The sequence below is a fragment of the Brevibacillus borstelensis genome (assembly GCF_003710865.1).
In the GTDB taxonomy this organism is placed as follows: domain Bacteria; phylum Bacillota; class Bacilli; order Brevibacillales; family Brevibacillaceae; genus Brevibacillus; species Brevibacillus borstelensis.
In genome coordinates this window covers 230024-251314 of sequence record NZ_RHHO01000011.1, presented here as the reverse complement: position 1 = coordinate 251314, position 21291 = coordinate 230024, and the positions used below count along the sequence as shown (strand labels likewise).

At 54.4% G+C, this 21291-nt stretch carries 20 protein-coding genes and 1 riboswitch; of the genes, 10 read left to right on the top strand and 10 right to left on the bottom strand.

What is annotated here, in order from left to right; all coding sequences use genetic code 11:
* The first annotated feature begins 220 nt into the window (after positions 1–220).
* Positions 221–799 carry a S1C family serine protease gene (locus EDM54_RS06015; protein ID WP_003389160.1) on the top strand — a complete coding sequence of 193 codons (579 nt, stop codon included), beginning with the start codon at positions 221–223 and terminating at the stop codon, positions 797–799.
* Here the strand turns inward: EDM54_RS06015 and EDM54_RS06010 are convergent.
* A complete protein-coding gene (locus EDM54_RS06010; RefSeq protein WP_003389159.1) occupies positions 750–1862 on the bottom strand; it encodes a YheC/YheD family endospore coat-associated protein in 1113 nt (370 codons plus the stop codon). The genes EDM54_RS06015 and EDM54_RS06010 overlap by 50 nt on opposite strands.
* A gap of 207 nt (positions 1863–2069) precedes the next feature.
* Here EDM54_RS06010 and EDM54_RS06005 point away from each other — a divergent pair, with 207 nt between their 5' ends.
* The 3 genes from EDM54_RS06005 (at position 2070) to EDM54_RS05995 (ending at position 4311) form a co-directional block, all read left to right on the top strand.
* Positions 2070–2414 (top strand): winged helix-turn-helix transcriptional regulator, encoded by a 345-nt coding sequence (locus EDM54_RS06005; RefSeq protein WP_003389158.1) that lies wholly within the window; start codon positions 2070–2072, stop codon positions 2412–2414.
* 152 nt (positions 2415–2566) lie between these two features.
* Positions 2567–4015 carry a recombinase family protein gene (locus tag EDM54_RS06000; RefSeq protein WP_122957924.1) on the top strand — a complete coding sequence of 483 codons (1449 nt, stop codon included), beginning with the start codon at positions 2567–2569 and terminating at the stop codon, positions 4013–4015.
* Positions 3952–4311 carry a S1C family serine protease gene (locus EDM54_RS05995; RefSeq protein ID WP_269320786.1) on the top strand — a complete coding sequence of 120 codons (360 nt, stop codon included), beginning with the start codon at positions 3952–3954 and terminating at the stop codon, positions 4309–4311. The genes EDM54_RS06000 and EDM54_RS05995 overlap by 64 nt, the downstream gene beginning before the upstream one ends.
* An 80-nt stretch (positions 4312–4391) precedes the next feature.
* On the opposite strand, the gene EDM54_RS26385 is transcribed toward EDM54_RS05995, so the two are convergent.
* Together EDM54_RS26385 and EDM54_RS05990 are read right to left on the bottom strand one after the other, a co-directional pair.
* Positions 4392–4538, bottom strand: coding sequence for a hypothetical protein (locus tag EDM54_RS26385; protein WP_003389155.1), 147 nt, complete (start codon positions 4536–4538; stop codon positions 4392–4394).
* Between the two features lie 63 nt (positions 4539–4601).
* Complete coding sequence (locus EDM54_RS05990) at positions 4602–4883, bottom strand: DUF2325 domain-containing protein (protein ID WP_003389154.1); 282 nt, start codon at positions 4881–4883, stop codon at positions 4602–4604.
* Positions 4884–5125: 242 nt separating this feature from the next.
* On the opposite strand from EDM54_RS05990, the gene EDM54_RS05985 reads away from it, so the two are divergent.
* Together EDM54_RS05985 and EDM54_RS05980 are read left to right on the top strand one after the other, a co-directional pair.
* Positions 5126–5728, top strand: a complete 603-nt coding sequence (locus tag EDM54_RS05985) for an IMEF encapsulin system ferritin-like cargo protein (RefSeq protein WP_003389153.1) — start codon at positions 5126–5128, stop codon at positions 5726–5728.
* Positions 5729–5781: 53 nt separating this feature from the next.
* Complete coding sequence (locus EDM54_RS05980; RefSeq protein WP_003389152.1) at positions 5782–6630, top strand: family 1 encapsulin nanocompartment shell protein; 849 nt, start codon at positions 5782–5784, stop codon at positions 6628–6630.
* A gap of 86 nt (positions 6631–6716) precedes the next feature.
* Here EDM54_RS05980 and EDM54_RS05975 read toward each other — a convergent pair whose 3' ends face one another.
* Positions 6717–7916 carry an aminotransferase-like domain-containing protein gene (locus tag EDM54_RS05975; protein WP_003389151.1) on the bottom strand — a complete coding sequence of 400 codons (1200 nt, stop codon included), beginning with the start codon at positions 7914–7916 and terminating at the stop codon, positions 6717–6719.
* 161 nt (positions 7917–8077) lie between these two features.
* Here EDM54_RS05975 and EDM54_RS05970 point away from each other — a divergent pair, with 161 nt between their 5' ends.
* Positions 8078–8461 carry a hypothetical protein gene (locus EDM54_RS05970; protein ID WP_003389149.1) on the top strand — a complete coding sequence of 128 codons (384 nt, stop codon included), beginning with the start codon at positions 8078–8080 and terminating at the stop codon, positions 8459–8461.
* A 334-nt stretch (positions 8462–8795) separates the two neighbouring features.
* On the opposite strand, the gene EDM54_RS05965 is transcribed toward EDM54_RS05970, so the two are convergent.
* From EDM54_RS05965 to moaC, 3 genes are all read right to left on the bottom strand, one after another.
* The gene (locus EDM54_RS05965) at positions 8796–9971 is read right to left on the bottom strand and encodes a pyridoxal phosphate-dependent aminotransferase (RefSeq protein ID WP_003389147.1); all 1176 of its coding nucleotides are present in this window, start codon (positions 9969–9971) and stop codon (positions 8796–8798) included.
* A gap of 105 nt (positions 9972–10076) precedes the next feature.
* A riboswitch (SAM riboswitch) is annotated at positions 10077–10189 on the bottom strand.
* A 293-nt stretch (positions 10190–10482) separates the two neighbouring features.
* Positions 10483–11823, bottom strand: a complete 1341-nt coding sequence (locus EDM54_RS05960) for an MFS transporter (protein WP_003389145.1) — start codon at positions 11821–11823, stop codon at positions 10483–10485.
* A 7-nt stretch (positions 11824–11830) separates the two neighbouring features.
* The gene (gene moaC / locus EDM54_RS05955) at positions 11831–12313 is read right to left on the bottom strand and encodes a cyclic pyranopterin monophosphate synthase MoaC (protein WP_003389143.1); all 483 of its coding nucleotides are present in this window, start codon (positions 12311–12313) and stop codon (positions 11831–11833) included.
* A gap of 202 nt (positions 12314–12515) precedes the next feature.
* On the opposite strand from moaC, the gene moaD reads away from it, so the two are divergent.
* The gene (moaD, locus tag EDM54_RS05950) at positions 12516–13223 is read left to right on the top strand and encodes a molybdopterin converting factor subunit 1 (protein ID WP_003389141.1); all 708 of its coding nucleotides are present in this window, start codon (positions 12516–12518) and stop codon (positions 13221–13223) included.
* A 6-nt stretch (positions 13224–13229) separates the two neighbouring features.
* Entirely contained in the window at positions 13230–14255 is a 1026-nt protein-coding gene (locus EDM54_RS05945) for a ThiF family adenylyltransferase (protein WP_024982875.1), read from the top strand.
* Positions 14256–14290: 35 nt separating this feature from the next.
* Here the strand turns inward: EDM54_RS05945 and EDM54_RS05940 are convergent, their stop codons facing one another.
* The 3 genes from EDM54_RS05940 to EDM54_RS05930 are packed head-to-tail and all read right to left on the bottom strand — an operon-like array spanning position 14291 to position 17803.
* Positions 14291–15364: a sensor histidine kinase gene (locus tag EDM54_RS05940; RefSeq protein ID WP_122957923.1), complete on the bottom strand. Its 1074-nt coding sequence runs from the start codon at positions 15362–15364 to the stop codon at positions 14291–14293.
* Positions 15361–16035, bottom strand: coding sequence for a response regulator transcription factor (locus EDM54_RS05935; RefSeq protein WP_003389138.1), 675 nt, complete (start codon positions 16033–16035; stop codon positions 15361–15363). Before EDM54_RS05935 ends, EDM54_RS05940 begins: the two co-directional genes overlap by 4 nt.
* A gap of 4 nt (positions 16036–16039) precedes the next feature.
* Entirely contained in the window at positions 16040–17803 is a 1764-nt protein-coding gene (locus tag EDM54_RS05930; RefSeq protein WP_122957922.1) for an ABC transporter ATP-binding protein, read from the bottom strand.
* A gap of 359 nt (positions 17804–18162) precedes the next feature.
* On the opposite strand from EDM54_RS05930, the gene acnA reads away from it, so the two are divergent.
* Entirely contained in the window at positions 18163–20892 is a 2730-nt protein-coding gene (acnA, locus tag EDM54_RS05925; RefSeq protein WP_003389136.1) for an aconitate hydratase AcnA, read from the top strand.
* The last annotated feature ends 399 nt before the right edge of the window (positions 20893–21291 follow it).

Genomic DNA, 21291 nt, shown 5'->3' with positions numbered 1-21291 from the left:
AATTCTGGAAACGAAGGTTTCCGTATATTGCGAAATCGCTTGTATTGTTCGAAATATTCTTTACCCAATTATAAGTGTTCCTTTATAAATATACCAATGCTAATTCTTTATTATATCAATTAAAAATATTGATATATCCCACTGATTATATTTGGGCGTCCCATACCTCCGCACTCGCCATAAGATGATACATACCTATCTGCTTTAGGGGGAGAGAGACGTGAAAAGTAAAAAGTGGAACAACTATGCCAGAGCCAAATACCCCGCGAGCAACAGTTTGCACCCCTTCAACTTCTTCGTTCCCATTATCGAACGGGTAAGGGACGGCGTTGTTTCCATCGTCACAGAAGATAATCATCAGACCAACAACGTAGAAGACCTGATTCGCAGTCTGGTCTCCGATGATCCGCCCTTTGCTTCCGAGCGGAGTTACGGTTCCGGCTTTCTCTTTCATCCCAAAGGGTATATCCTGACCAGCGAACACGTCATCGGAAAATCGCGCACCATCCTTGTCAAACTATACAATGGGCGTGTCTTTGAGGCGAAGCGGGTACTGGCTGATCGCGTCCGCGATTATGCTGTTATCAAGATTGATGCGGATTGCAAGCTGCATCCATTGCGGCTCGGTGACTCTTCGGAGACAAAAGTAGGTGAATGGGTCATCAGCATTGGTTCACCGCCTGTTGCTATAGCGGCAAACCGTCATGGGGGGTCTCCACCGCTTCGTTCCGGGTTTGGCTCCCGCCTCTTCAAGCCCCCGTTTTTCGACCGCCTTTCGTCTGCACCTGTCCGGAGTTGATCAGATGAAGCGCAAAGGAGACGGGGCGGGCGATCGCTTCTTCATACGTGCGCGTATCCCCCATCTGCCTGAAGATTTCCCGGCCCGGCTTGGGGTTTACTTCGATCAACCAGACTCTTCCGGCTACATCCACCCCTACGTCCAGACCAAACTCCATCATCCGCCCAAATTTTTCCTCCAGGACAGACGCTATCTCGTGGGCCATCCGGTGGCACTCCTGCTGGATAAGCTTTGTCCGCTCCGGACCGAACCGCTTGCCCACGAACGACTGGAATGAAATGGCCTTCCCCCCTCCGTGCAGATTGGAAATGGAGCTGCCCGTCTCCCCGAGGCGTACTCCAGAGCCAGTCACCTCCCACTCTCCAGCGCTGTTTTTTTGGATCAAAAGGCGTACATCAGCGACGCGGCCCGGCACCAGCGAAAGATCGAGCCCCTGCTGCACGAGAAAGTTCCCGTCTCGAATCCGCTGCTCCCGCACCCACTTTTGAATCCAGCTCTCCACGCCATCCCTGGTCGCAAAGCTAGCCTTCCGTCTTTGCAGCCGGCGATCTCTCCCCTGAATGAGGAAGTGTTTCCCTGCCTGCGAGATCTTGACGATGCTGCGTCCCCCTGTCCCATTGCCCGGTTTTACATAGACGATCGGATAGCGGTCCAGCATCGCCTTTACTTTTCCTTTCGCGTACACGTACGTCTCGGGAATCCATCTTTTGACCCGATCGTCTTTGGCCAAAAGCTCAGTCACCCTCCATTTCTTTCCAAACGGACTGTTGGCAAACTGAAACACCCCGCCATGACGCAGCCGCATGTACGCGTCTTCCCTTTTTCGGTACCGGTCAATGACGACCTCTGGCCACGGAAACAGGCGGCTTTCCCACCCGCCTCCCTTTGCCGGAACGAATCCCCTGATCTTTTTCTCAGCCGTATTCACATCCTGATGGGAAAACAGGAACGTCTCTGCCCCCATTCGCTTTCCTGCCGTCACCAGCCTTCGCAAGTATCCCGGCTCGCCAAACCGTTTCCCTTCTCTCCACGTAAGAATACCGATTACCGGTTTTTTTGACATCAAGACCCACCCTCCGTCTATGTTCTCGAATAGTCTATGTTGAAATGAAAAAAGTGGAGACCCATGGGCTGGAAACGGGCCATCGCCCTTTTTATCGCCAGCGCTTGCATAAGTCCGGACACTCTGGACAAAACAATATAGGCACCAGGTCTCATTGTGTTACTTACTTTATTCAAGTTGATATGCTACAATAAAGAGGAAAACAAGATGTACCACAGAGGTGACACCATCGTGGGTCAAGAATTTGGGAATGAACAGACGTGCCCCAAATACGAAGGAGCTATCAATATTCTCGGTAAGAGATGGACCGGTTTGATTATCAACGTGCTGTTGCGCGGGGCTGTCCGATTCAAGGATATCCGGGAAATGGTTCCGCACATGAGCGATAAAATGCTTTCCGAGCGATTGAAGGAATTGGAGGAGCAGGGCATTCTGGAACGCAAAGTGTATCCGGAAATACCCGTCCGTATCGAGTACGAGCTGACCGACAAGGGGAAGGATCTTCGGCCAGTGATCGACTCCATTCACGAATGGGGGCAAAAGTGGATGTAGCCTCCCCAACAGATCCCTCTCGCCTGCTGCGTTTTCGTCACGAATCGCAGCGGGCTTTTTATTTTCCCCGGCAAAAACTTTCAGCTGTCCAGGCATAGGAAACCCGGCCTGCTTGTAAACTCTAGCAATCCGTTATCCGGGAGGTTGATGCCATGAGGACAGCTGTGTACATTCGCGTCAGTACGGAAGAACAGGCTTCCGACGGGTTTTCCATGGCTGCTCAGAAAGAACGGCTGACTGCCTACATCAGCTCGCAGGGCTGGACGCTTTCCAACATCTATGCTGACGAGGGCTTCAGCGCCAAGGATACGAAAAGGCCGGCCCTGCAGCGAATGCTCGGCGACATTCGTTCCGGAAGCATCGATGTCGTCCTGGTCTACCGGCTGGATCGGCTCACCCGGTCTGTTCTCGACTTGTACCGGTTGCTTCAGGATTTTGAGAAATACGGTGTCCGCTTTAAAAGCTGTACAGAGGTGTACGATACGACAACAGCCATCGGCAGACTGTTTATCACACTGGTAGCCGCCCTGGCCCAGTGGGAGCGGGAAAACCTCGGAGAGCGGGTCAAATTGGGCATGGAGCAAATGGCGCGGGAACGAAAACGCCCGGGCGGTCCTCCTCCCTACGGCTACATGCTGCATCACCATCAGCTCATACCCCATCCCGAGGAAGCCAAAGTGGTCAGCCGCATGTATCAGCAATACCTTTCCGGTTATACGCCCGGCCAGATTGCAGAGAAAGCCAATCGGGACGGACATTTGGGCAAGCATGGCGGAAAATGGAGCGGCAGCACGGTGACTCGCCTGCTGCGCAATCCGGTGTACTACGGAGCGCTTCGCTGGAACTACGCGGAAGCTGGCGGACAGCAGAACAAGCGGGACGAATGGATTCTGGTTGAAGACGCCCATCCGGCGATTGTCGATCGGGAAACGTTCCTCAAGGTACAGGAACGGATGGGGCTGCGGCAGAGAACGCATCCGAGAGTCCTTTCCTCTCCGTTTGTTTTTTCCGGCTTGTTATACTGTGCCCGCTGCAAAGCCGAGATGCGCGGGAAAACAGCAGATATCCGCAAAGGCGGCGGAAAGCGGTATCGTCACATCTATTACCTGTGCAAAAACAGAGCCAACGGCATTTGTCAGGCGCCTGCACTCCGGGAAGACCGGCTGGAGGACGAGGTGCTTGGGCAGCTTTCTTCTGCACAAGAGGAAATGGGCTCGGTCTTTCGCCGCATCGTTCAGGAGAGGTGCAGGTCCTCTACAGCGGCTGCCGATGATCGCAAGCAGATTACCAAAAAACGGCAGCGCTGGATGAAAGCGTATGAGGCAGGCGTGATTACGCTGGAGGAGCTCGCAGCAAGGCAGCAGGACTTGAGGCGGTTGGAGCAGGAGATGTCTTCGGGTGGAAATGAGGCTTTCTTTGCTCCCGGAGCAATCGACTGGCGGCAATGGACAGATTGGAAATGGATATGGCAGCAGGCTGCGCGTGAAGAACGCCGGCATTTGGCCCTGCTGTTGTTGGAGCGAGTGGAGGCAGAGGCTTGGACGACCCAAGGAAAAAAGAAGCAGCGTACGGTGAAAGTGCGGGCCATTTTTTACCGGTAACGGCAAAGATGTTTGCTCCTACAGGAACAGACGGTTCACCGCTCGGTTTGGAAAACTCCGTCACAGCGGGCATCATCAGTGCAAAAAATCGCCGTCTCCATGTCGCCAAACGAATGTATGACGAAATTTTCCAGACCGATGCCGCCATCAATCCCGGCAACAGTGGAGGTCCCTTGATCAATCTGAATGGAGAAGTCGTAGGGCTAAACGCGTTTATCATCCAGTCCAGCCAATGCCTTGGATTTGCCATCGGAATCGATGCATTGAAACAGCAGTTGGATCAATTTGTGTTTTAGAGGAAAGGTCCCGCCAAGTCCCCGGCTCCGTTCCGTCGGAGCCCTCGGCCTGGCGGAGCCAATTTCAAAGCAAAACCCCGTCACTGGGACGGGGCCTGTTTTTCAAAAGCGATCAGGTAGACATCTGTGCCTTCTTTGGTGATCTCTTCTTCCGCTGCTCGCAGATGCTGAAGCTGCTGCTCGGACAGTTTGGCAATCGGCAATTCGTCAAGCTTGTTTTGCTTCACCTTTCATTCCCCCGTTTGGTGTACATATCAGTCTGTAGTCTTTCCACAGCGGGGGGTATGTATTTATGCTCCCTGAACCAAAGCCTTCGCGATCGCCGAGCAGGAACGTTTGCAAAAGAGAATCGGCAGCTCCCTGTCCTTTGCCTGACTTTTTACGGTCTTGGCCAGATTGTGGTTGACGAAATCCGTCAGCACCAAAATCATGTGAATGCCAGTAGGGATTTTTACGCCGGTCTGGGAGTTTTTCCGCCCCGTCACATGATGAATATTGGTAAAACCCTGCTCCTCCAAAAAGTCTACAATATTTCCGAGGCGGTCTCCGCCAATGACGAGAATAGATGACATGTTTTTTCCTCCTAACCTGGTTTATCGACTTTTGTTGTGTATATCTATGGCTTTCATTTCTAATTGATAATGAATATCACTCTTATTGATAAATATTATCATTCCCATTTAGCTTTGACAATACTCTCCATGATAAGTTTTTCAGACTGACACAAACTAGGAGATACATGCAGATAAAGGTTGCCCGGTTTATTTTTCCAACGTTATAATGAAACAAATCACCTGCAAGGAGGTGGCGTCGGGTGCAAGAAATGTCACAACTGCACGCCATATTTTCTCGAACCAGGGGCTATATCGACCGCTTTGCGGAGATTATCCAGCCCATTATCGATGCTGCACAGGACGAGCATACGCGACTCTACTACCACCACATCCTGGAGGAAGAAGAACAGCGCCTCGGCCGTTTGCAGGAGCTGATTCCCTACATAGGCTCGCTCGACGAGGCAAAAAAAGCGGAACAGCTCAGCGACCGCGAACTGTCCCGCCTTTTATCCGACATCAATCTCGAACGGTTCGGCTTGCACAATTTTCGCGAGCATCTGGAGCTATCTTTGTATGAGTTCAAAGACGAGGAAACCCGCCAGCTCCTAAACAGCATGCGCGAATCCACCCAGGAGGACTACCTCCGCGTAAAGGAAATCATGGCAGCGCTAAGCGAGCGTTTCTCGGATGTGCACCGGCCTGATCTGACCGATCATGACGAGGGATACGATATCCACCAGGTGGATCATCTGAAAGCCTCCTCTTCTCCGGCAGTTGCCAATACCGGCAAGACTGCTGCCGCCCCAGCAGCCAAAACAGGCAGAAAGGGCCTGACTGTAGGCAGCTTAAAAGGCATGTTTTAAACTTTGCTTGCAGATTCCGGCAGGTAAACAGAAACGATTTGGAGGTATGTGGAATGGACAAGCTCCGCAAATATCCCGATTCCCCTTTGACTCACGATGAATGGAAGCAACTGGATGAAACCGTTGTTGATATGGCGCGACGCCAGCTGGTTGGCCGCCGCTTTCTCGATATTTACGGCCCGCTCGGTGAGGGCATTCAGACGATTACCAACGATATTTACGACGAGTCCCGCTTTGGCGGATTGAACCTGCGCGGCGAATCGCTGGAAATGACCCAGCCCAGCAAACGGGTCAGCCTGACCATTCCCATCCTGTACAAAGACTTCATGCTGTACTGGCGGGATGTGGCCCAAGCCCGGACATTGGGTATGCCGCTGGATATGAGTGCCGCTGCGAATGCGGCAGCCGGCTGTGCTCTCATGGAGGATGACCTGATCTTCAACGGCTCCCCGGGTCTGGACCTGCCGGGCTTGATGAATGTGAAGGGGCGTCTCACCCACTTGAAGAGCGACTGGATGGAGTCGGGCAATGCCTTTGCCGACATCGTGGAAGCGCGCAACAAGCTGTTGAAGATGGGACACAGCGGTCCATACGCATTGGTCGTCTCCCCTGAGCTGTACTCGCTTCTGCACCGCGTACACAAGGGAACGAATGTACTGGAAATCGAGCACGTCCGCAATCTGGTCACCGACGGCGTCTTCCAATCCCCGACCATCAAGGGCCGATCCGGCGTCCTGGTCGCAACCGGCCGTCACAACCTTGACCTGGCTATTGCGGAAGACTTCGATACGTCCTTCCTCGGAGACGAGCAAATGAACAGCCTGTTCCGCGTCTATGAGTGTGTCGTGCTCCGCATCAAGCGGCCGAGTGCGATCTGCACGTTGGAGGAAACAGAAGAATAATAACCGAGGCTGCAAAAAACAGGGTGCCCCCGTCGTCAAAGACTTCGGGACACCCTGTTTTATTCGATCCACGTATTCATTTATCGCTAGTGAGCGACTAGCTGGCTGTACTCCGCAAACGCTTTGCCCAAGCGGTTGATCGCCAGTTCGGTATGTTCCCGATCCAGCAGCGTATAGTTGAGGCGCATCGTATTCGTTTGAGGCTGGTCCGCGTAGAACGGGATACCGGGAACAAACGCGACGCCTTCCTTGACAGCCTGCGCCAGCAGCTTCTCGGAGTGTACATGCTCCGGCAGCTCTACCCAGAGGAACATTCCGCCTCTCGGTTTATTCCACTTCATGCCGCTGGTTTGACGACAGAGCAGCTCGTGCATCCACTCCATCCGCTCTTTGTACGAGTCGCGGATTTTTTGAATATGGCTTTCCAAATCAAACCGGGACAGCAGCTCATACAGAGCAAATTGGTCGATTGTGCTGGACTGCAAGTCGATTGCCTGCTTGGCTTTTACCATCATCTGAATCACCTGGCTGTCTCCAATCGCCCACCCCGTTCGAAGACCCGGAGCGACGATTTTGGAGAAGGTGCTGGTGTAGACGACAGCCGATCCGTCCGGATGCTCATCGAGAGAAAAAATGCTGCGATAAGGCGCCTCGCCGTCGAACTGGATTTCCCCGTACGGATCGTCTTCCAGAATCAAAATGTTGTTTTCCCGGCATTGTTTCAGCAGTCCCAAGCGTTTTTCCAGACTCCAAACCTTTCCTGTCGGGTTTGCAAACGTCGGAATGACATAGGCCATCTTCGGGCGATATTGTGCGATTTTTCTGGCAAGGTCCTCCATATCCATGCCTTCCGCATCTCCATCCACCGGAATAGCTCGAATGCCGCGAAATTGGAACAGTTGCACGGCCGCGAGATACGTTGGATTTTCTACCAGCACGACGTCGCCTTCGTCCAGATAGACACGGCAGAGCAAGTCGACGGCCTGCTGGGAGCCGGTAGTGATCAGCATGTTTTCTACGCCAACATTCATATGCTTTTGTTTCATGCGGGACGAAACCCATTCCCGAAGCGGAATGTACCCGTCAGTCAAGCCGTATTGCAGCGATTTTGCTCCGTGATCCAGAGCGCGATTGAAGGCTTCTCTCATTTCTTCGATTGGAAAAGAATCCTCTGCCGGCAGGCCGCCTGCCAAAGACAATACTTGATTGCCCTGTGTCAGCTTCAGGATTTCGCGCACGGCCGAGGAGCTGAGTGCGCTGGTTGATTTGGAAAATGAATATTCCATGTTCGGTTCCCCCTAGATTTCGCTTATACCTGTTTTATCACTGCGGCCGTCATAAGTCCAATCTCACAAATCTATCGGCGGAATAGGTTTTAGCTATGTCGAGCGATGGCTCGGTCGAAATCGTCGGATTTTACTCGCGACTACTTTGGTTGGGGGTATCGATGCTTGTGCAGATGTTTCCTGCTTTTCTTTTGGTGGTAAACCGGGCTGTAGAGGTAAGAAACAGGAGAAAAAGCAAAAGTACGGTGGGACGGGTTTTTGTAGGCAAATTCGAGCCCGTCTGGATAATCGAGTTGAAGGGCTTGGGAAAACTGGAGAGCTTCCCTTACTGGAATCTGTATGACGAAAACGGCAAGCGTTTCGACGTTCGGACCGATTTTGCCAAGACGTATATGGAGAATTCAGACAAGGGAGTCGTATTGGTCCAAACCCTGATTGTCAAAGGAATGGAGCAGCCTCCGCAAAAGCTGAAGCTCGCTTTGCAAACCATCGAAACACGGTACATAGACTTGAACTGGCAACCGCCGATCCCGCCCAGTCCATAAAGCTGGCCTGGGGTATCACCTGATTCCATCAAGCCATCATAAAGGCCCTGAGCGATCATAGCTCCGGGCCTTTTGCTTGGGAAGCCATGCTTTATGTTGCAAGTATGGCTTCCGCTATTCACGAAAAATAAGGCTGTCTTTCTTGAAAAGATTGCCGTCATTATGTTTTGGCATCCGTGAGTATCATTTCGAATCAAGCCTGCTTTATCCGTGAGTATCCTGCTTGATTCAGCCTGTTGTGCCACCCCGAATCGCAGGAGAAGCCTGTTTCCAGGCTTCTCCCCACCGCGGCCCCTGGACAAGGAGCAAGATAACCCGAAGCCCGCCAACAAGCTTACCGAGCAAACAGCCCCAGCTTCTCAATCCTTCGCACTGCCTCCGCCAGCCTTTCTTCGCTGGAAAGAAGCGCCGCGCGCACATACCCCTCGCCCGTCGGTCCAAAACCGACGCCAGGCGCAACCACCACATGAGCCTTTTCCAGCAGCAAATCGGAAAACTCGACCGATGTAAACCCTTCGGGAACAGGCAGCCAGCTGAAAAACGAGCCCTCTGAAGGCTTGGCCTGCCAACCGATCCGGTGGAGCTCGGCGAACAGCACATCCCGCCTGCTTTGGTAGACGGAGACGAGATCATGTACGCATTGCTGCGAGCCGGTCATCGCTTTTGCCGCCGCCATCTGCACAGCGCCGAAGAGACTGACAAAGTAATGGTCCTGAATCAAATTGACCAGCCGTACGAGCTCCTTGTTTCCGACCATAGCCCCGACGCGCCAGCCGGCCATGTTGTACGTTTTCGACAGGGTGTAAAACTCCACTCCTACTTCTTTTGCCCCCGGCACCTGCATGAAGCTGACCGGCTTTTTGCCGTCAAAGCTGATCGCACCATAGGCGAAATCATGGCAGACGACGATCTCGTGCTTGCGGGCAAAGCGGATGGTCTCTTCAAAAAATTCCACCGGAGCGTTGACCGCCGTCGGATTGTTCGGGTAATTGAGGAACATCAGCTTGGCTTTTTCCAAATCTTCCGGCTTCAACTGGCCGTAATCCGGAAGAAACGCGTTTTCAGCCTTGAGCGGCATCATGACCATGCGGCCGTCAGCTACAGCCACGCCGGACCAGTAATCCGGATAACCTGGATCGGGCACCAAAGCGACGTCCCCGGGGTTCAGCAGCACCTGACAAATCTCAACCAGACCTGTCTTGCTGCCAAACAGGATGGCTACCTCTTCCTCCGCGTCCAGCTCCACGCCGAACTCTTCCTTGTACCAGTGGGCGACGGCCTGCTTCAGCTCCAGCCTGCCGCTGAACGGCGGGTATTTGTGATGGACAGGGCGCTTGGCCTGCTCGCTCAGCTCTTCCACGATATGCTGCGGTGTCGGGAGATCGGGATTGCCCTGTCCAAGATTGATAATGTCATGTCCGGCCGCGATGGCCTTGTTTGTTTTCGCTACCAGCGTGGCAAAAAACTGCGTCGGCAGTCGGTCCACCATGGCAGATGGTTGGATGCGCATTGGCTTTCTATCCTTTCTTTCGCAAAAATAATCCAGACATCGAAGCAGGCATGCAAAAAGCCCCTTTTCCTGAACAGAAAAAGGGGCGGATCGTGCGTCTCCACGTTCTTATCTGTCAGGATCGCTCCTGCTGGAATTGGCACAGCATCTGCAGAATATCCTGCAAGATCCGCTGCCGGGCTTCATCGGGCCAGTCCCTCCACCTCTCTGGATAAGTTAACAGCAACCTATTTACTTTGAATGTCTACTATACTACTTGAGCAGGTTGGGAGTGTCAATACAATATCCCGAACCATGGCCCGGGCTGCTTTGCTGTTGCTGGCCCGGCAGCCTGCAGGGCCTCGTTAGACAGCCTGGCAGTCCTCAACTGTCAGCCTGGCGGTCCTCAACTGACAAACTGAGGAGCCTCACTGACAGGCTGAGGGGCCTCGACTGACAGCCTGAGCGGCCTCGGCTGAAAGCCTGCTGGTCTTCGCCTGACAGCTACGAGTATCCGTCCAAGCATTGCTTGTCATGACCCGAGCTTCTCCGGAGCAGGCAGAGCTGCCTTCATCTCAGGACGCTTTACAAAGGACGTGTACACGGTAAAGCAAGCGACAGCGACCAAAGCCAAAGCAGCCATGAAGTAGACCATCCCATTTGCTCCGAGCGCTTCAAAGATCACGGCGCCCATCAGCGGGCCGACCATGCGTCCTCCTGAGCCTACGCCCCCGATGAGGCCTTGAATGAACCCTTCACGTCCCGGTGGAGACAACTCGGCAGCGATGGTCGGGACGGCAGGCCACACCAGCATTTCACCCAGTGTAATGACAAACATGGCCACGAAAAAACCGGCGTACACCGTCGTCTGAGACAAGATCAGCATGGAGAGCGAAAAGACGTAGGCGCCTAACAGCAACTGCGCTTTCAGCGTACGGGCGAAGTGCCTGATCACCCAGGAGATAAACGGCTGCCCGAACAGGATCAAAGCACCATTCAGCGTCCACAGCAGGCTGTACTCCCTGAGCGTGATGCCCAGCGACTGCATATACGCCGACAGCACAGTCGTCCACTGCGAGTAAATAATCCAGCAGACCAACAACCCTGCCGACAACAGACCGAGCGCTAGCCATGCCATCGGGCGACCGGCAGCTTGAGCGGCATCCGTCGCCATTGCCGCCGCGGCCCCTTTTGATCCGCCGGCCTTCTCCGCCAATCCCGCGGCAGGCAGCTGTGCCCCCTCACCTTCCTCTGTGTGCTTCGCCGACGCTGCCACGAGCCGGCCTTCTTTTTCCTGACCGCGCTCAAGATCGACCGTGCGGCTCAAAAAGATAAAGAGAAACAGAACTGCCAGCTGCAGCGCCGCATTTCCAAAGAAAGTCCAGGCAAAGGAAATGCTCGCCAGCATTCCCGCCGAGGCGGAACCGATCGCTACCCCGATATTGAGTGCCACATAAACCGTATTCAAGCCCTTGCGGCCGCCGTCAGGCCACAAGAGGCCGATCAGGGCATTGAGCACAGGAAACATGATGCCGGAGAAAAATCCGTTCAAAAGCAGCAAGACCGTATACGTATGAAAGCTGGTTGTGAAGCCCAGTGCCACAGCTACGGCTACCGCTCCCGCTGTCGCGGCGTATACTGTGCGCATTTTCCCCCAGCGGTCAAAGAGAACCCCGCCTGTCAGACTGCCGATCAGGTACGCTCCCTGATTCAGCATCAAAAGAACACCCGCTACGGTGAGCGGCTTCCCGAGAAAATCGTGGATGTAGATCGTCACCAGCGGCCAGATACAGGCCATGCCCGTAGAATGAATAACGGCAGCAACGGCCAGAAGCCGGATGCTGCGCGGATAGGAATTCCATAGTCGACTCATCTGATGTTTACGCCTCGCTCCGATAAAAATCTCCGCTTTTCCCGCCGGTTTTGCTCTGGAGATACGTCGGCCCGATTACCATTTCCTTGTCCATGGCCTTGCACATGTCATAAACGGTGAGCGCGGCTGCGCTTGCGGCTGTCAGTGCCTCCATCTCCACGCCGGTCTTGCCGGTCGTTTTGACGGTTGCCTCGATATCCAATGTCGCTTTGTCCGCATACGAAAAGCGGATGTCAATGCCCGTCAGCGGCAGCGGATGACACATCGGGATGATCTCCCACGTCTTTTTCGCAGCCATTACTCCGGCTACCTGTGCGACAGCCAATACATCCCCCTTGGCAATCTGCCCCTCGCGAATGCGCAGCAGCGTTTCCGGCTTCATCGTGATTTTGCTGACAGCCACCGCTACCCGCTTGGTTACCTCTTTTTCGGAGACGTCCACCATTTTGGCCCGTTGTTGATCGTTAAAATGCGTTAATTCGTCGTTCATTTCTTCCTCCCATTTGCTTTCCGCCTGGGAATGCCCTTCTTTTTCGATAATCTAACCTTACATTCAGCACTGTAGAAAATCAATCGGGAATCTGCAAGAAGTCGCTCTCTGATTTGGCAGTTAGGCGCAATTATGTTATCGTCACAAGTAGAGAGAAGCTTTTCCTTCCTATAAATAACCCTTGGGAAACGAGGAGTGCTACATGCAAATATCTGTCCTTTTATTTGCCGGTTTGGCCGAGCTGGCCGGCGAGCGAACGATACAACTGACACTGCCGGAGGGAGCAACCGTACAGGACCTGCTGCAAGCCGCATCCAGCCAATACCCTGCGCTGTCCTCCCTGCTCGGCAGCTGCTTTATCTCCGTCAATCAAGAGTATGCCAAGCCGGATACGGCCATCCGGGCCGGAGACGAAATCGCCATATTGCCACCTGTGAGCGGCGGTCAGGACCCTCGTTTTGCCATCACGACCGAACCGCTGAGCGCTGACAAACTGGTCAAGCTCGTGTCCAATCCGCATGCCGGCGCTGTCCTCGCTTTTGTCGGAACCGTCCGGGAGTTCACGCACGGCCAGCGTACCGTATTGCTTGCCTATGAAGCCTACGAGCCAATGGCAGTGGAAAAAATGAAGCAGATCGCGTCCGAGGTTGAAGAGCGGTGGCCGGGTACGAAGCTGGCGATGCATCACCGGATCGGCGAGCTTGCCATCGAGGAGATCGCGGTGGTCGCTGCCGTAGCGACGCCGCATCGAAAAGCGGCTTTCGAGGCTGGCGAATACGCGATCGAGCGGTTGAAGCAGATCGTACCGATCTGGAAGAAGGAAATCTGGGAGGACGGCAGCGAGTGGAAGGGCCATCAGCAAGGACCTTGGAACCCGACAGCGCTTCCGGATGACGTGGAAAGGAGCTAACCTACCGTGAATACGCGTTATTCCCGTCAAATCCTGTTTCCTCCTATCGGCCGCGCGGGACAAGAGCGGCTGTCGCAAAGCCGTGTAGCGATTGTCGGCATGGGAGCGCTGGGTACGGTGTCCGCCAATCACATGGTTCGCGCAGGCGTCGGTTTTGTCCGGCTCATCGACCGCGATTTTGTGGAACCGAGCAACCTCCAGCGGCAAATGCTCTACGACGAGGACGATGCCCGGCAGCATTTGCCCAAGGCCATCGCAGCCCACGCCAAGCTGACGCGGATCAATTCCGAAGTCGCGATCGAGCCTGTCGTGGCTGACTTGACCGCCTACAATGCGGAGTCTCTGCTCGCCGATGTCGATCTCGTGCTGGATGCCACCGACAACTTCCAGGTGCGCTATCTCGTAAACGACGTCTGTGTCAAACACGGCATTCCCTGGGTGTACGGCGGAGCGGTCAGCGCGACCGGCACGTTTGCCTCCATTCGCCCGGGCGTGACGCCTTGCCTGCGGTGTCTCTTTCCGGAGCCGCCCAATCCGGGTGAAATGGCGACCTGCGATACGGCCGGGGTAATTGGCCCGATCATTCACATCGTGGCCTCTTATCAGGCGACAGAAGCGCTCAAAATCCTGGTCGGGGACACCGATGCGCTAAACCCCAATCTGGAGCATTTCGACTTGTGGAACAATCGCCACCACCAGATCAAGGTGGCGAACGGGCGTCGCGATGACTGTCCGACATGCGGCCAGCGGCAGTTCTCCTTTTTGCAGCCGGATTCGCAAGAGGGCCAAGCCGTCTCCCTGTGCGGCCGGGATACGGTGCAAATCTCCCCTGCCGGCAATATGTCGCTTGATCTGGATGTGGTCGCTGAACGGCTTTCCCCGCTGGGCCAGGTGGAACGCAACAAGTTTCTCCTGCGCTTCCACGTAGACCCGCACACGCTGGTCGTCTTTCCAGACGGGCGGGTGCTCGTGCAAGGAACGGATGACGTCAGTCTGGCCCGCACTCTCCATGCCAGGTATATCGGAGCTTGAGCGCACGGCGAGCATTGCAAAAAGTCCCCTTCTTTTTAAGGAAGAGAGGGGACTTTCTTGTCCTCCGCGAATGTGATGATAAAGGTTGTTCCTTCGCCTGGCCGGCTCTGTACGGCAATCTTTCCCTGATGCAAATCGACAATCTTTTTTACGATGGAAAGGCCAAGTCCGCTGCCCCCAACGGCCCGATTCCGCGATCTGTCCGCCTTGAAAAACCGCTCGAATATCCGCTCCTGATCCTCCCTTGAAATGCCGATGCCGGTATCGGAAATCTGCACGACCACCTCTCCCCCTATTCTCTGGGCACGGACGCTGATCGTACCGCCCGGGGGAGTAAATTTGATGCTGTTGCCGAGCAGGTTGGTCCAAACCTGGCTCATCATGTCCTCGTCCGCGACGAGCTCCACTTTTTCCAGCTCTGCGTCCAGCTCGATGCCTTTCTCCAGCCACTGCGGCTCACATGCCAGGATGATGCTCCGAAGCTGGTCGTCGAGACGGTAGCGCTTCCGCTCCATCGGATGCTGCCTCGCTTCCAGCGATGTGAGCTTCAGCAGATTGTCGCTCAGCTTTGACAGGCGCTTGCTTTCCGTTTCAATAATATCCAGATAATGGAGCTGTTCCTCGCGGGTGAGATGCTCGCTTCGCAAGGCGCGGGCGAAGCCGCTGATCGAGGTCAGCGGAGATTGGATTTCGTGAGAGACGTTGGAGATGAACTCCTGGCGCATCTGCTCCATTTCGTTCAGCTGCTCCGCCATATGGTTGATGTTCTCGACGAGCTGCCCCCACTGGTGCTCCATTTTGATATCGAGCTTGACGCTGAAATCCCCTTTGGCGATCCGTTTCAATGCGTCGATCAGCAGTTGGAAAAGCTCCACATGCCGCGGCCTGACAAGCCGTGAAAGAAGAAACATAGAGCAAAAAAAGATGAGAAAGCCCAAAAAGGAGTTGACCAGTCCCCTGACAAACTCGGAAGGCTCGATCCCGATTTTCGGGTACAGGCCTTGCGTAATCCAATACGCAGCAGACCAGCAAAGATTGATGTAGATGACAAAGCCGATGACGCCAAGGACTCTGAGCCATATCACCTTCCTGTGCGGATGAACTCTCATGGCCTGATCTCCAGTCGGTACCCGAGCCCCCGAACGGTTCGAATCTGAAAGCCGCACTCCGACTCGGGAAAGCGTTCCCGCAGGCGGTTGATGTGCACATCGACGGTTCGCTCATTGCCCTCGAAGTCAAAGCCCCAAATCTGCTCGATCAGCTGCTCGCGGGAGATGGTCTGCCCCGGATAGCTGGCCAGCTTGAACAGCAGCTCGAACTCTTTGGGAGGAATCGTCAGCTTTTGGCCGCCCATCCCGATTTCAAATGTCTTCCGGTTCAATTGCAGCGAACCGGCCTGTACCGTGTGCGAGGCTGCGATCCGGTACCGCTTTAACAGCGCCTTGACGCGAACAACGAGCTCCGCCGGTTCGAACGGCTTGACGAGGTAGTCGTCCGTTCCCAGCTCGAAGCCTTTGATTTTTTGCGCAGTCTCTCCCTTGGCTGTCAGCATGAGCAGCGGGATGTCGTAATGCTTCCTGAGCTCGCGGCATAGCTCCCATCCATCCATACGGGGCATCATGATGTCGAGGATAACCAGATCCGCCTGGTCCGTCTCCATGATAGCCATGGCTTCCTGACCGTCGGCTGCCTCCAGGATATCGAAGCCTTCGTTTTGCAAAAAGACCCTGACCAGTTCGCGAATATGCGGATCGTCATCGACAACCAGCAGTTTGGCCATTTGCCTACACCTCCTGTTTCATTCGCAGCTGCTGCGTGGCAAATTCGCGATACATCGCATGTGTTTCAAGCAGCTCTTCGTGCGTTCCTTTTCCGGTAATCCTTCCTTTTTCCAGAAAGACAATCTGATCGGCATCTACGACCGTAGACAGGCGATGGGCGATGACGAGTGTCGTGCGTCCCTTCATCAAATTGTTGAGCGCCTGCTGCACGATGATCTCGGATTTGCTGTCCAGACTGGAGGTCGCTTCGTCCAGCATCAGAATTTGCGGGTTGCGCAGCAGCGCCCGGGCGATGCCGATGCGCTGACGCTGTCCGCCCGACAGCTTCATGCCTCTTTCGCCGACCTGTGTGTCATATCCTTCCGGCAGCTCGTCGATGAATTGATCGGCGTATGCCATCGAAGCAGCTTGCCTCAACTCCTGCTCGCTGACAGGACGCGAGATTCCGTAGCAGATGTTATCCCGGATGGTCCCTGCTATCAACGGGCTTTCCTGGGACACGTAACCGATTTTGCTCCGCCACGACGACAGCGTATAGTCGCTGATCGGGCTGTCGCCGAGCCGGATCGTTCCGCCAGTCGGCTGATAATACCTTTCGATCAGGGAGAACAAAGTCGTCTTCCCGCTGCCGCTCGGTCCGACGATCGCCGTCACTTTCCCCGGCTCGACCCGAAAGCTTACATCGTCGAGAATGGTCTCCCCGTTTTCGTAGGCAAACGTCACCCGGTCGATATGGATCGGCAGCCCCGCATCCTCCAGCGGCCGTCCCGAAGCGTGGTCTTCTTCATCGGCTTCCAGCGTGGAGATGATCCGCTCTGTCGCACCCATCGCTTTTTGCAGCTGGGTAAAGAACTGGGTGAACTGCCCGAGCGGCATGATGATTTGAACCAGATAAAGAATAAACGCGACAAGCTCTCCTGCCGTCAAAGCGCCCGTGGAAACGCGCATTCCTCCATATCCCATGATGACGACCAAAAGCACCATCAGGACAAACGAAATGAGCGGACCGATCAGCGCCTGTACTCTGCCTTCCTTTAATCCGAAACGGAACAGGTTCTCTATTCCCCGCTTGCCGCTTTGGTACTCGTGCGGCTCGGCATTGGATGCCTTGACGAGACGGATTTCCGACAGCACCTGATTCATGATGGTGGTGAAGCTGGCGGTCTCGTCTTGCAGTCCCTTCGATATTTTGTACATCTGCCGCCCCAGCGGGACCAAAATGAGCAGTGACAGCGGAACGGCAATCAGCATCGTCAGCGTCATCTGCCAGTCGAGGTAGAGAAGCGTCGCTACCGAACCGATGATGGAGATGATCCCGGTGAAAAAGCTGGACAGGTGATCCGTGATCAGCCCTTTTACGACTCCGGTATCATTCGTCATCCGGCTGATCGTTTCCCCGGTCCGGTGGTTGTCATAATAGCTTACGGGCAGGACGAGCAGCTTTTTCCACAGCCTGTCCCGGAGAGCGGCGACGATGCTTTGCCCCACGTGATTCAAAAGATAGATGGTCAGCCCTCCTGCGATGACCTGGGCGATGAAGGCCACGGCCAGCAGCACAATCTGTCCGGTGGTGATCGAAGCGAGCGTAAAGCTGTCCACAAGATTTCGCGTAAACAGCGGGATCACCAGACTGACAAGCGTCGTGGCGATGCTCATGAACAAGGCCACGCCCAACTTCAGCTTGGACGGGTTGGTCTGTTTGATCAGCTCGTAAAAAGAGCGCCAGTTTCCTGTTTTTGTCTTCGTTTGCGTATGTGTCTGTTCCATAAATAATGATTTCTCCTCTCCTAAAGCTTTCCGCTTGATTCCCCCAACACCCTTGCACCATTTCTTTGGCAATGCGGCGATTTTCCCGTTCGTTTCACTTCCCATCCGGTTTTATGCATGGAGAAACGATACCGCATGAATGTAAACGGAATGTAAACGGGATAATACATGGAGTCTGGTTATTTTTCCTAGCTCTACCGTCAAAGCGGCATCGTGTTTTTTCCGAGTGATTTTGTGTATAAAGGATGAAATTTGGGGTAGAAGCGGGGAAACAAATCGAGTATAATAGGTTCGTAATGAAGAAACGAAACTATGTTTCACCAGATGAAACCCCGAAATAATTAGGGAGGTTATGCACATTGGCTACACACGATGCTTACAACGTGAAGTCTTCCCTGCAAGTGGGCGATAAAGCGTACGCATACTACCGCCTGCAAGGCCTGGAAGAACAAGGAATCGGCGAGATCTCCAAGCTGCCATTCTCGATCAAAGTCCTGTTGGAGGCGGCAGTTCGTCAGTTTGACGGCCGCGCCATTACCAAAGAACACGTACAACAACTGGCAAACTGGACAAAAGGACGCGACGGCAATCAAGAAGTGCCGCTCATGCCTGCCCGTATTGTCCTGCAAGACTTTACTGGTGTTCCTGCTGTCGTAGACCTCGCCGCTATGCGCATCGCCATGAAGCGCGCCGGTGGAGATCCGAAGCGCATCAACCCGCTCGTACCGGTTGATCTCGTTATCGACCACTCCGTCATGGTTGACGATTTCGGAAACGACAAAGCTCTCGATAACAACATGAAGCTGGAATTTGAACGCAACCAGGAGCGCTACCGCTTCCTGCGCTGGGCTCAAACCGCTTTTGACAATTTCCGTGCGGTTCCTCCTGCGACCGGTATCGTTCACCAGGTAAACCTGGAGTACCTCGCATCGGTAATCGCTACCCGCGAAGTAAACGGCGAGCTCGTCGCTTTCCCTGACTCCCTCGTAGGTACCGACTCCCACACCACGATGATCAACGGTCTGGGCGTACTCGGCTGGGGCGTTGGCGGTATCGAGGCAGAAGCAGGAATGCTCGGCCAACCGCTTTATTTCGTAACGCCAGAGGTCGTCGGCTTCAAGCTGACCGGTACCCTCAAAGAAGGCTCTACCGCTACCGACCTGGCACTGACTGTAACACAAATGCTGCGCAAAAAAGGCGTTGTCGGCAAATTCGTAGAGTTCTACGGTCCTGGCCTGTCCAACATCTCGCTGGCTGACCGCGCTACGGTTGCCAACATGGCTCCTGAATACGGCGCGACCATGGGCTTCTTCCCGGTAGACGCGGAAACGCTCAACTACCTGCGTCAAACCGGCCGTGAAGAGTCCTTGATCAATCTGGTGGAAACCTACACCAAAGCACAAGGCCTGTTCCGTACAGACGACACGCCAGATCCTGTCTTCTCCGAAACACTGGAACTGGATCTGTCCACCGTCGTACCGAGCCTGGCTGGTCCGAAGCGCCCGCAAGACCGCGTAGAGCTGACTTCCATGAAGGAATCCTTCAACGAAAGCCTGCGTACGCCAATCGAAAAAGGCGGCTTCGGTCTGTCCGAAGAGAAAATCGCTGCTGAAGCGCAAGTAACCTATCCGACCGGTGAAACTGCGACCCTGAAAACAGGCTCCGTCGTTATCGCGGCAATCACTTCTTGTACCAACACCTCCAACCCGAGCGTTATGCTGGGCGCAGGTATTCTGGCGAAGAAAGCGGTTGAAAAAGGCCTGAAAAAGCCTCCGTTCGTGAAGAGCTCCCTGGCTCCAGGTTCCCGTGTCGTTACCCAATACCTGATCGACGCTGGTCTGATCGACTCTCTGAACGCCATCGGCTTCAACGTCGTCGGCTACGGCTGCACCACTTGTATCGGTAACTCCGGTCCGCTGCCGGAAGAAACCAGCAAGGCAATCGCTGACAACGATCTGACCGTAGCGGCTGTCCTGTCCGGTAACCGCAACTTTGAAGGCCGTATTCACGCCCAGGTGAAAGCGAACTACCTCGCTTCTCCTCCGCTCGTTATCGCATACGCGCTGGCTGGCAACGTGAACATCGACCTGACCAAAGATCCGATCGGCATCGGCAACGACGGTCAACCCGTTTACCTGAAAGACATCTGGCCAACTCCGCAAGAGCTCAACGAAGCAATGGGCAAAGCGATGAATCCGGAGCTGTTCCGTGCGCAATACGCAAAAGTATTCACACAGAACGAAGAGTGGAACAAAATCGACGCTCCGACAGGCGATCTGTACGAGTGGGATGAAAAATCCACCTACATCCAGGAGCCTCCATTCTTCAAAAACCTGGCTGGAGACGCAGGTCACATCGACGAAGTACTGAAAGCACGCACCATCGCGCTGTTCGGTGATTCTGTCACAACTGACCACATCTCCCCTGCCGGAAACATCTCGCCGACCAGCCCGGCTGGCCGCTATCTGCAAGAAAACGGCGTAGAACGCAAAGACTTCAACTCCTACGGCGCTCGTCGCGGAAGCCACGATGTCATGATGCGCGGTACGTTTGCCAACATCCGTATCCGCAACCAAGTGGCACCTGGCACCGAGGGCGGGGTAACCAAATACCTGCCGACGGGCGAAGTCATGTCCATCTACGATGCGTGCATGAAATATCAAGCAGACGGTACTCCACTGGTTGTTCTGGCCGGTAAAGAGTACGGTACAGGGTCTTCCCGCGACTGGGCGGCAAAAGGCACCTTCCTGCTCGGCATCAAGGCTGTTATCGCAGAAAGCTTCGAGCGCATCCACCGCGCCAACCTGGTAGGCATGGGCGTACTGCCGCTGCAATTCGCAGACGGTCAAAGCTGGAAGTCTCTCGGCATCGATGGCAGCGAAACCTTTGACATCCTCGGCCTCTCTGACAATGTTCAGCCTGGCCAACGCGTCAAAGTGAAAGCGACTCGCCAAGACGGCAGCAGCTTCGAATTCGACGTAATCGTACGCCTCGACAGCATGGTTGACGTAGACTACTATCGCAACGGCGGTATTCTGCAAACCGTTCTGCGTCAGCTTCTCGACGAAGGCAAACCGGTAAACGCATAAGCTTTACCCAATATTTCCATTACAGCACCCACCCATAGCAGGCAGACATCGTCTTAGACGGTGTTCTGCCTGTTTTTTTGTGCAACCGGCTTCCCCATCCTGCGCGAGCTAACGGCTGCTGCTGCAATATTTGCCTTTTTTACAAACCGCACCCTTTGATAGAATGTCACTCATGGACTGTGAAACCGTCTCCCGAGCCAATCCGTAAATGACCAGTAACGGGTGGTGATTTTATCCATGGGGTCTATTTTCGATTTCTTGTTTTACCTCTTCTTTTTAGCGATCACAGGGCTTACCGCTCTGTATCCTCGCACTGCTTTGTCTAAGCGCGATTATGAGCCTTCACAATTTCGGGTCGACATGACTCGCATCATTTCGAGCATTGTTTTTTTCATTTTT

Bases quoted from the DNA above. Each gene is read 5' to 3' on its own strand.
- EDM54_RS06010 (WP_003389159.1), bottom strand. From the start codon at position 1,862: ATGTCAAAAAAACCGGTAATCGGTATTCTTACGTGGAGAGAAGGGAAA.
- EDM54_RS06005 (WP_003389158.1), top strand. From the start codon at position 2,070: ATGTACCACAGAGGTGACACCATCGTGGGTCAAGAATTTGGGAATGAA.
- EDM54_RS06000 (WP_122957924.1), top strand. From the start codon at position 2,567: ATGAGGACAGCTGTGTACATTCGCGTCAGTACGGAAGAACAGGCTTCC.
- EDM54_RS05990 (WP_003389154.1), bottom strand. From the start codon at position 4,883: ATGTCATCTATTCTCGTCATTGGCGGAGACCGCCTCGGAAATATTGTA.
- EDM54_RS05980 (WP_003389152.1), top strand. From the start codon at position 5,782: ATGGACAAGCTCCGCAAATATCCCGATTCCCCTTTGACTCACGATGAA.
- EDM54_RS05975 (WP_003389151.1), bottom strand. From the start codon at position 7,916: ATGGAATATTCATTTTCCAAATCAACCAGCGCACTCAGCTCCTCGGCC.
- EDM54_RS05970 (WP_003389149.1), top strand. From the start codon at position 8,078: ATGCTTGTGCAGATGTTTCCTGCTTTTCTTTTGGTGGTAAACCGGGCT.
- EDM54_RS05965 (WP_003389147.1), bottom strand. From the start codon at position 9,971: ATGCGCATCCAACCATCTGCCATGGTGGACCGACTGCCGACGCAGTTT.
- EDM54_RS05960 (WP_003389145.1), bottom strand. From the start codon at position 11,823: ATGAGTCGACTATGGAATTCCTATCCGCGCAGCATCCGGCTTCTGGCC.
- moaC (WP_003389143.1), bottom strand. From the start codon at position 12,313: ATGAACGACGAATTAACGCATTTTAACGATCAACAACGGGCCAAAATG.
- moaD (WP_003389141.1), top strand. From the start codon at position 12,516: ATGCAAATATCTGTCCTTTTATTTGCCGGTTTGGCCGAGCTGGCCGGC.
- EDM54_RS05940 (WP_122957923.1), bottom strand. From the start codon at position 15,364: ATGAGAGTTCATCCGCACAGGAAGGTGATATGGCTCAGAGTCCTTGGC.
- EDM54_RS05935 (WP_003389138.1), bottom strand. From the start codon at position 16,035: ATGGCCAAACTGCTGGTTGTCGATGACGATCCGCATATTCGCGAACTG.
- EDM54_RS05930 (WP_122957922.1), bottom strand. From the start codon at position 17,803: ATGGAACAGACACATACGCAAACGAAGACAAAAACAGGAAACTGGCGC.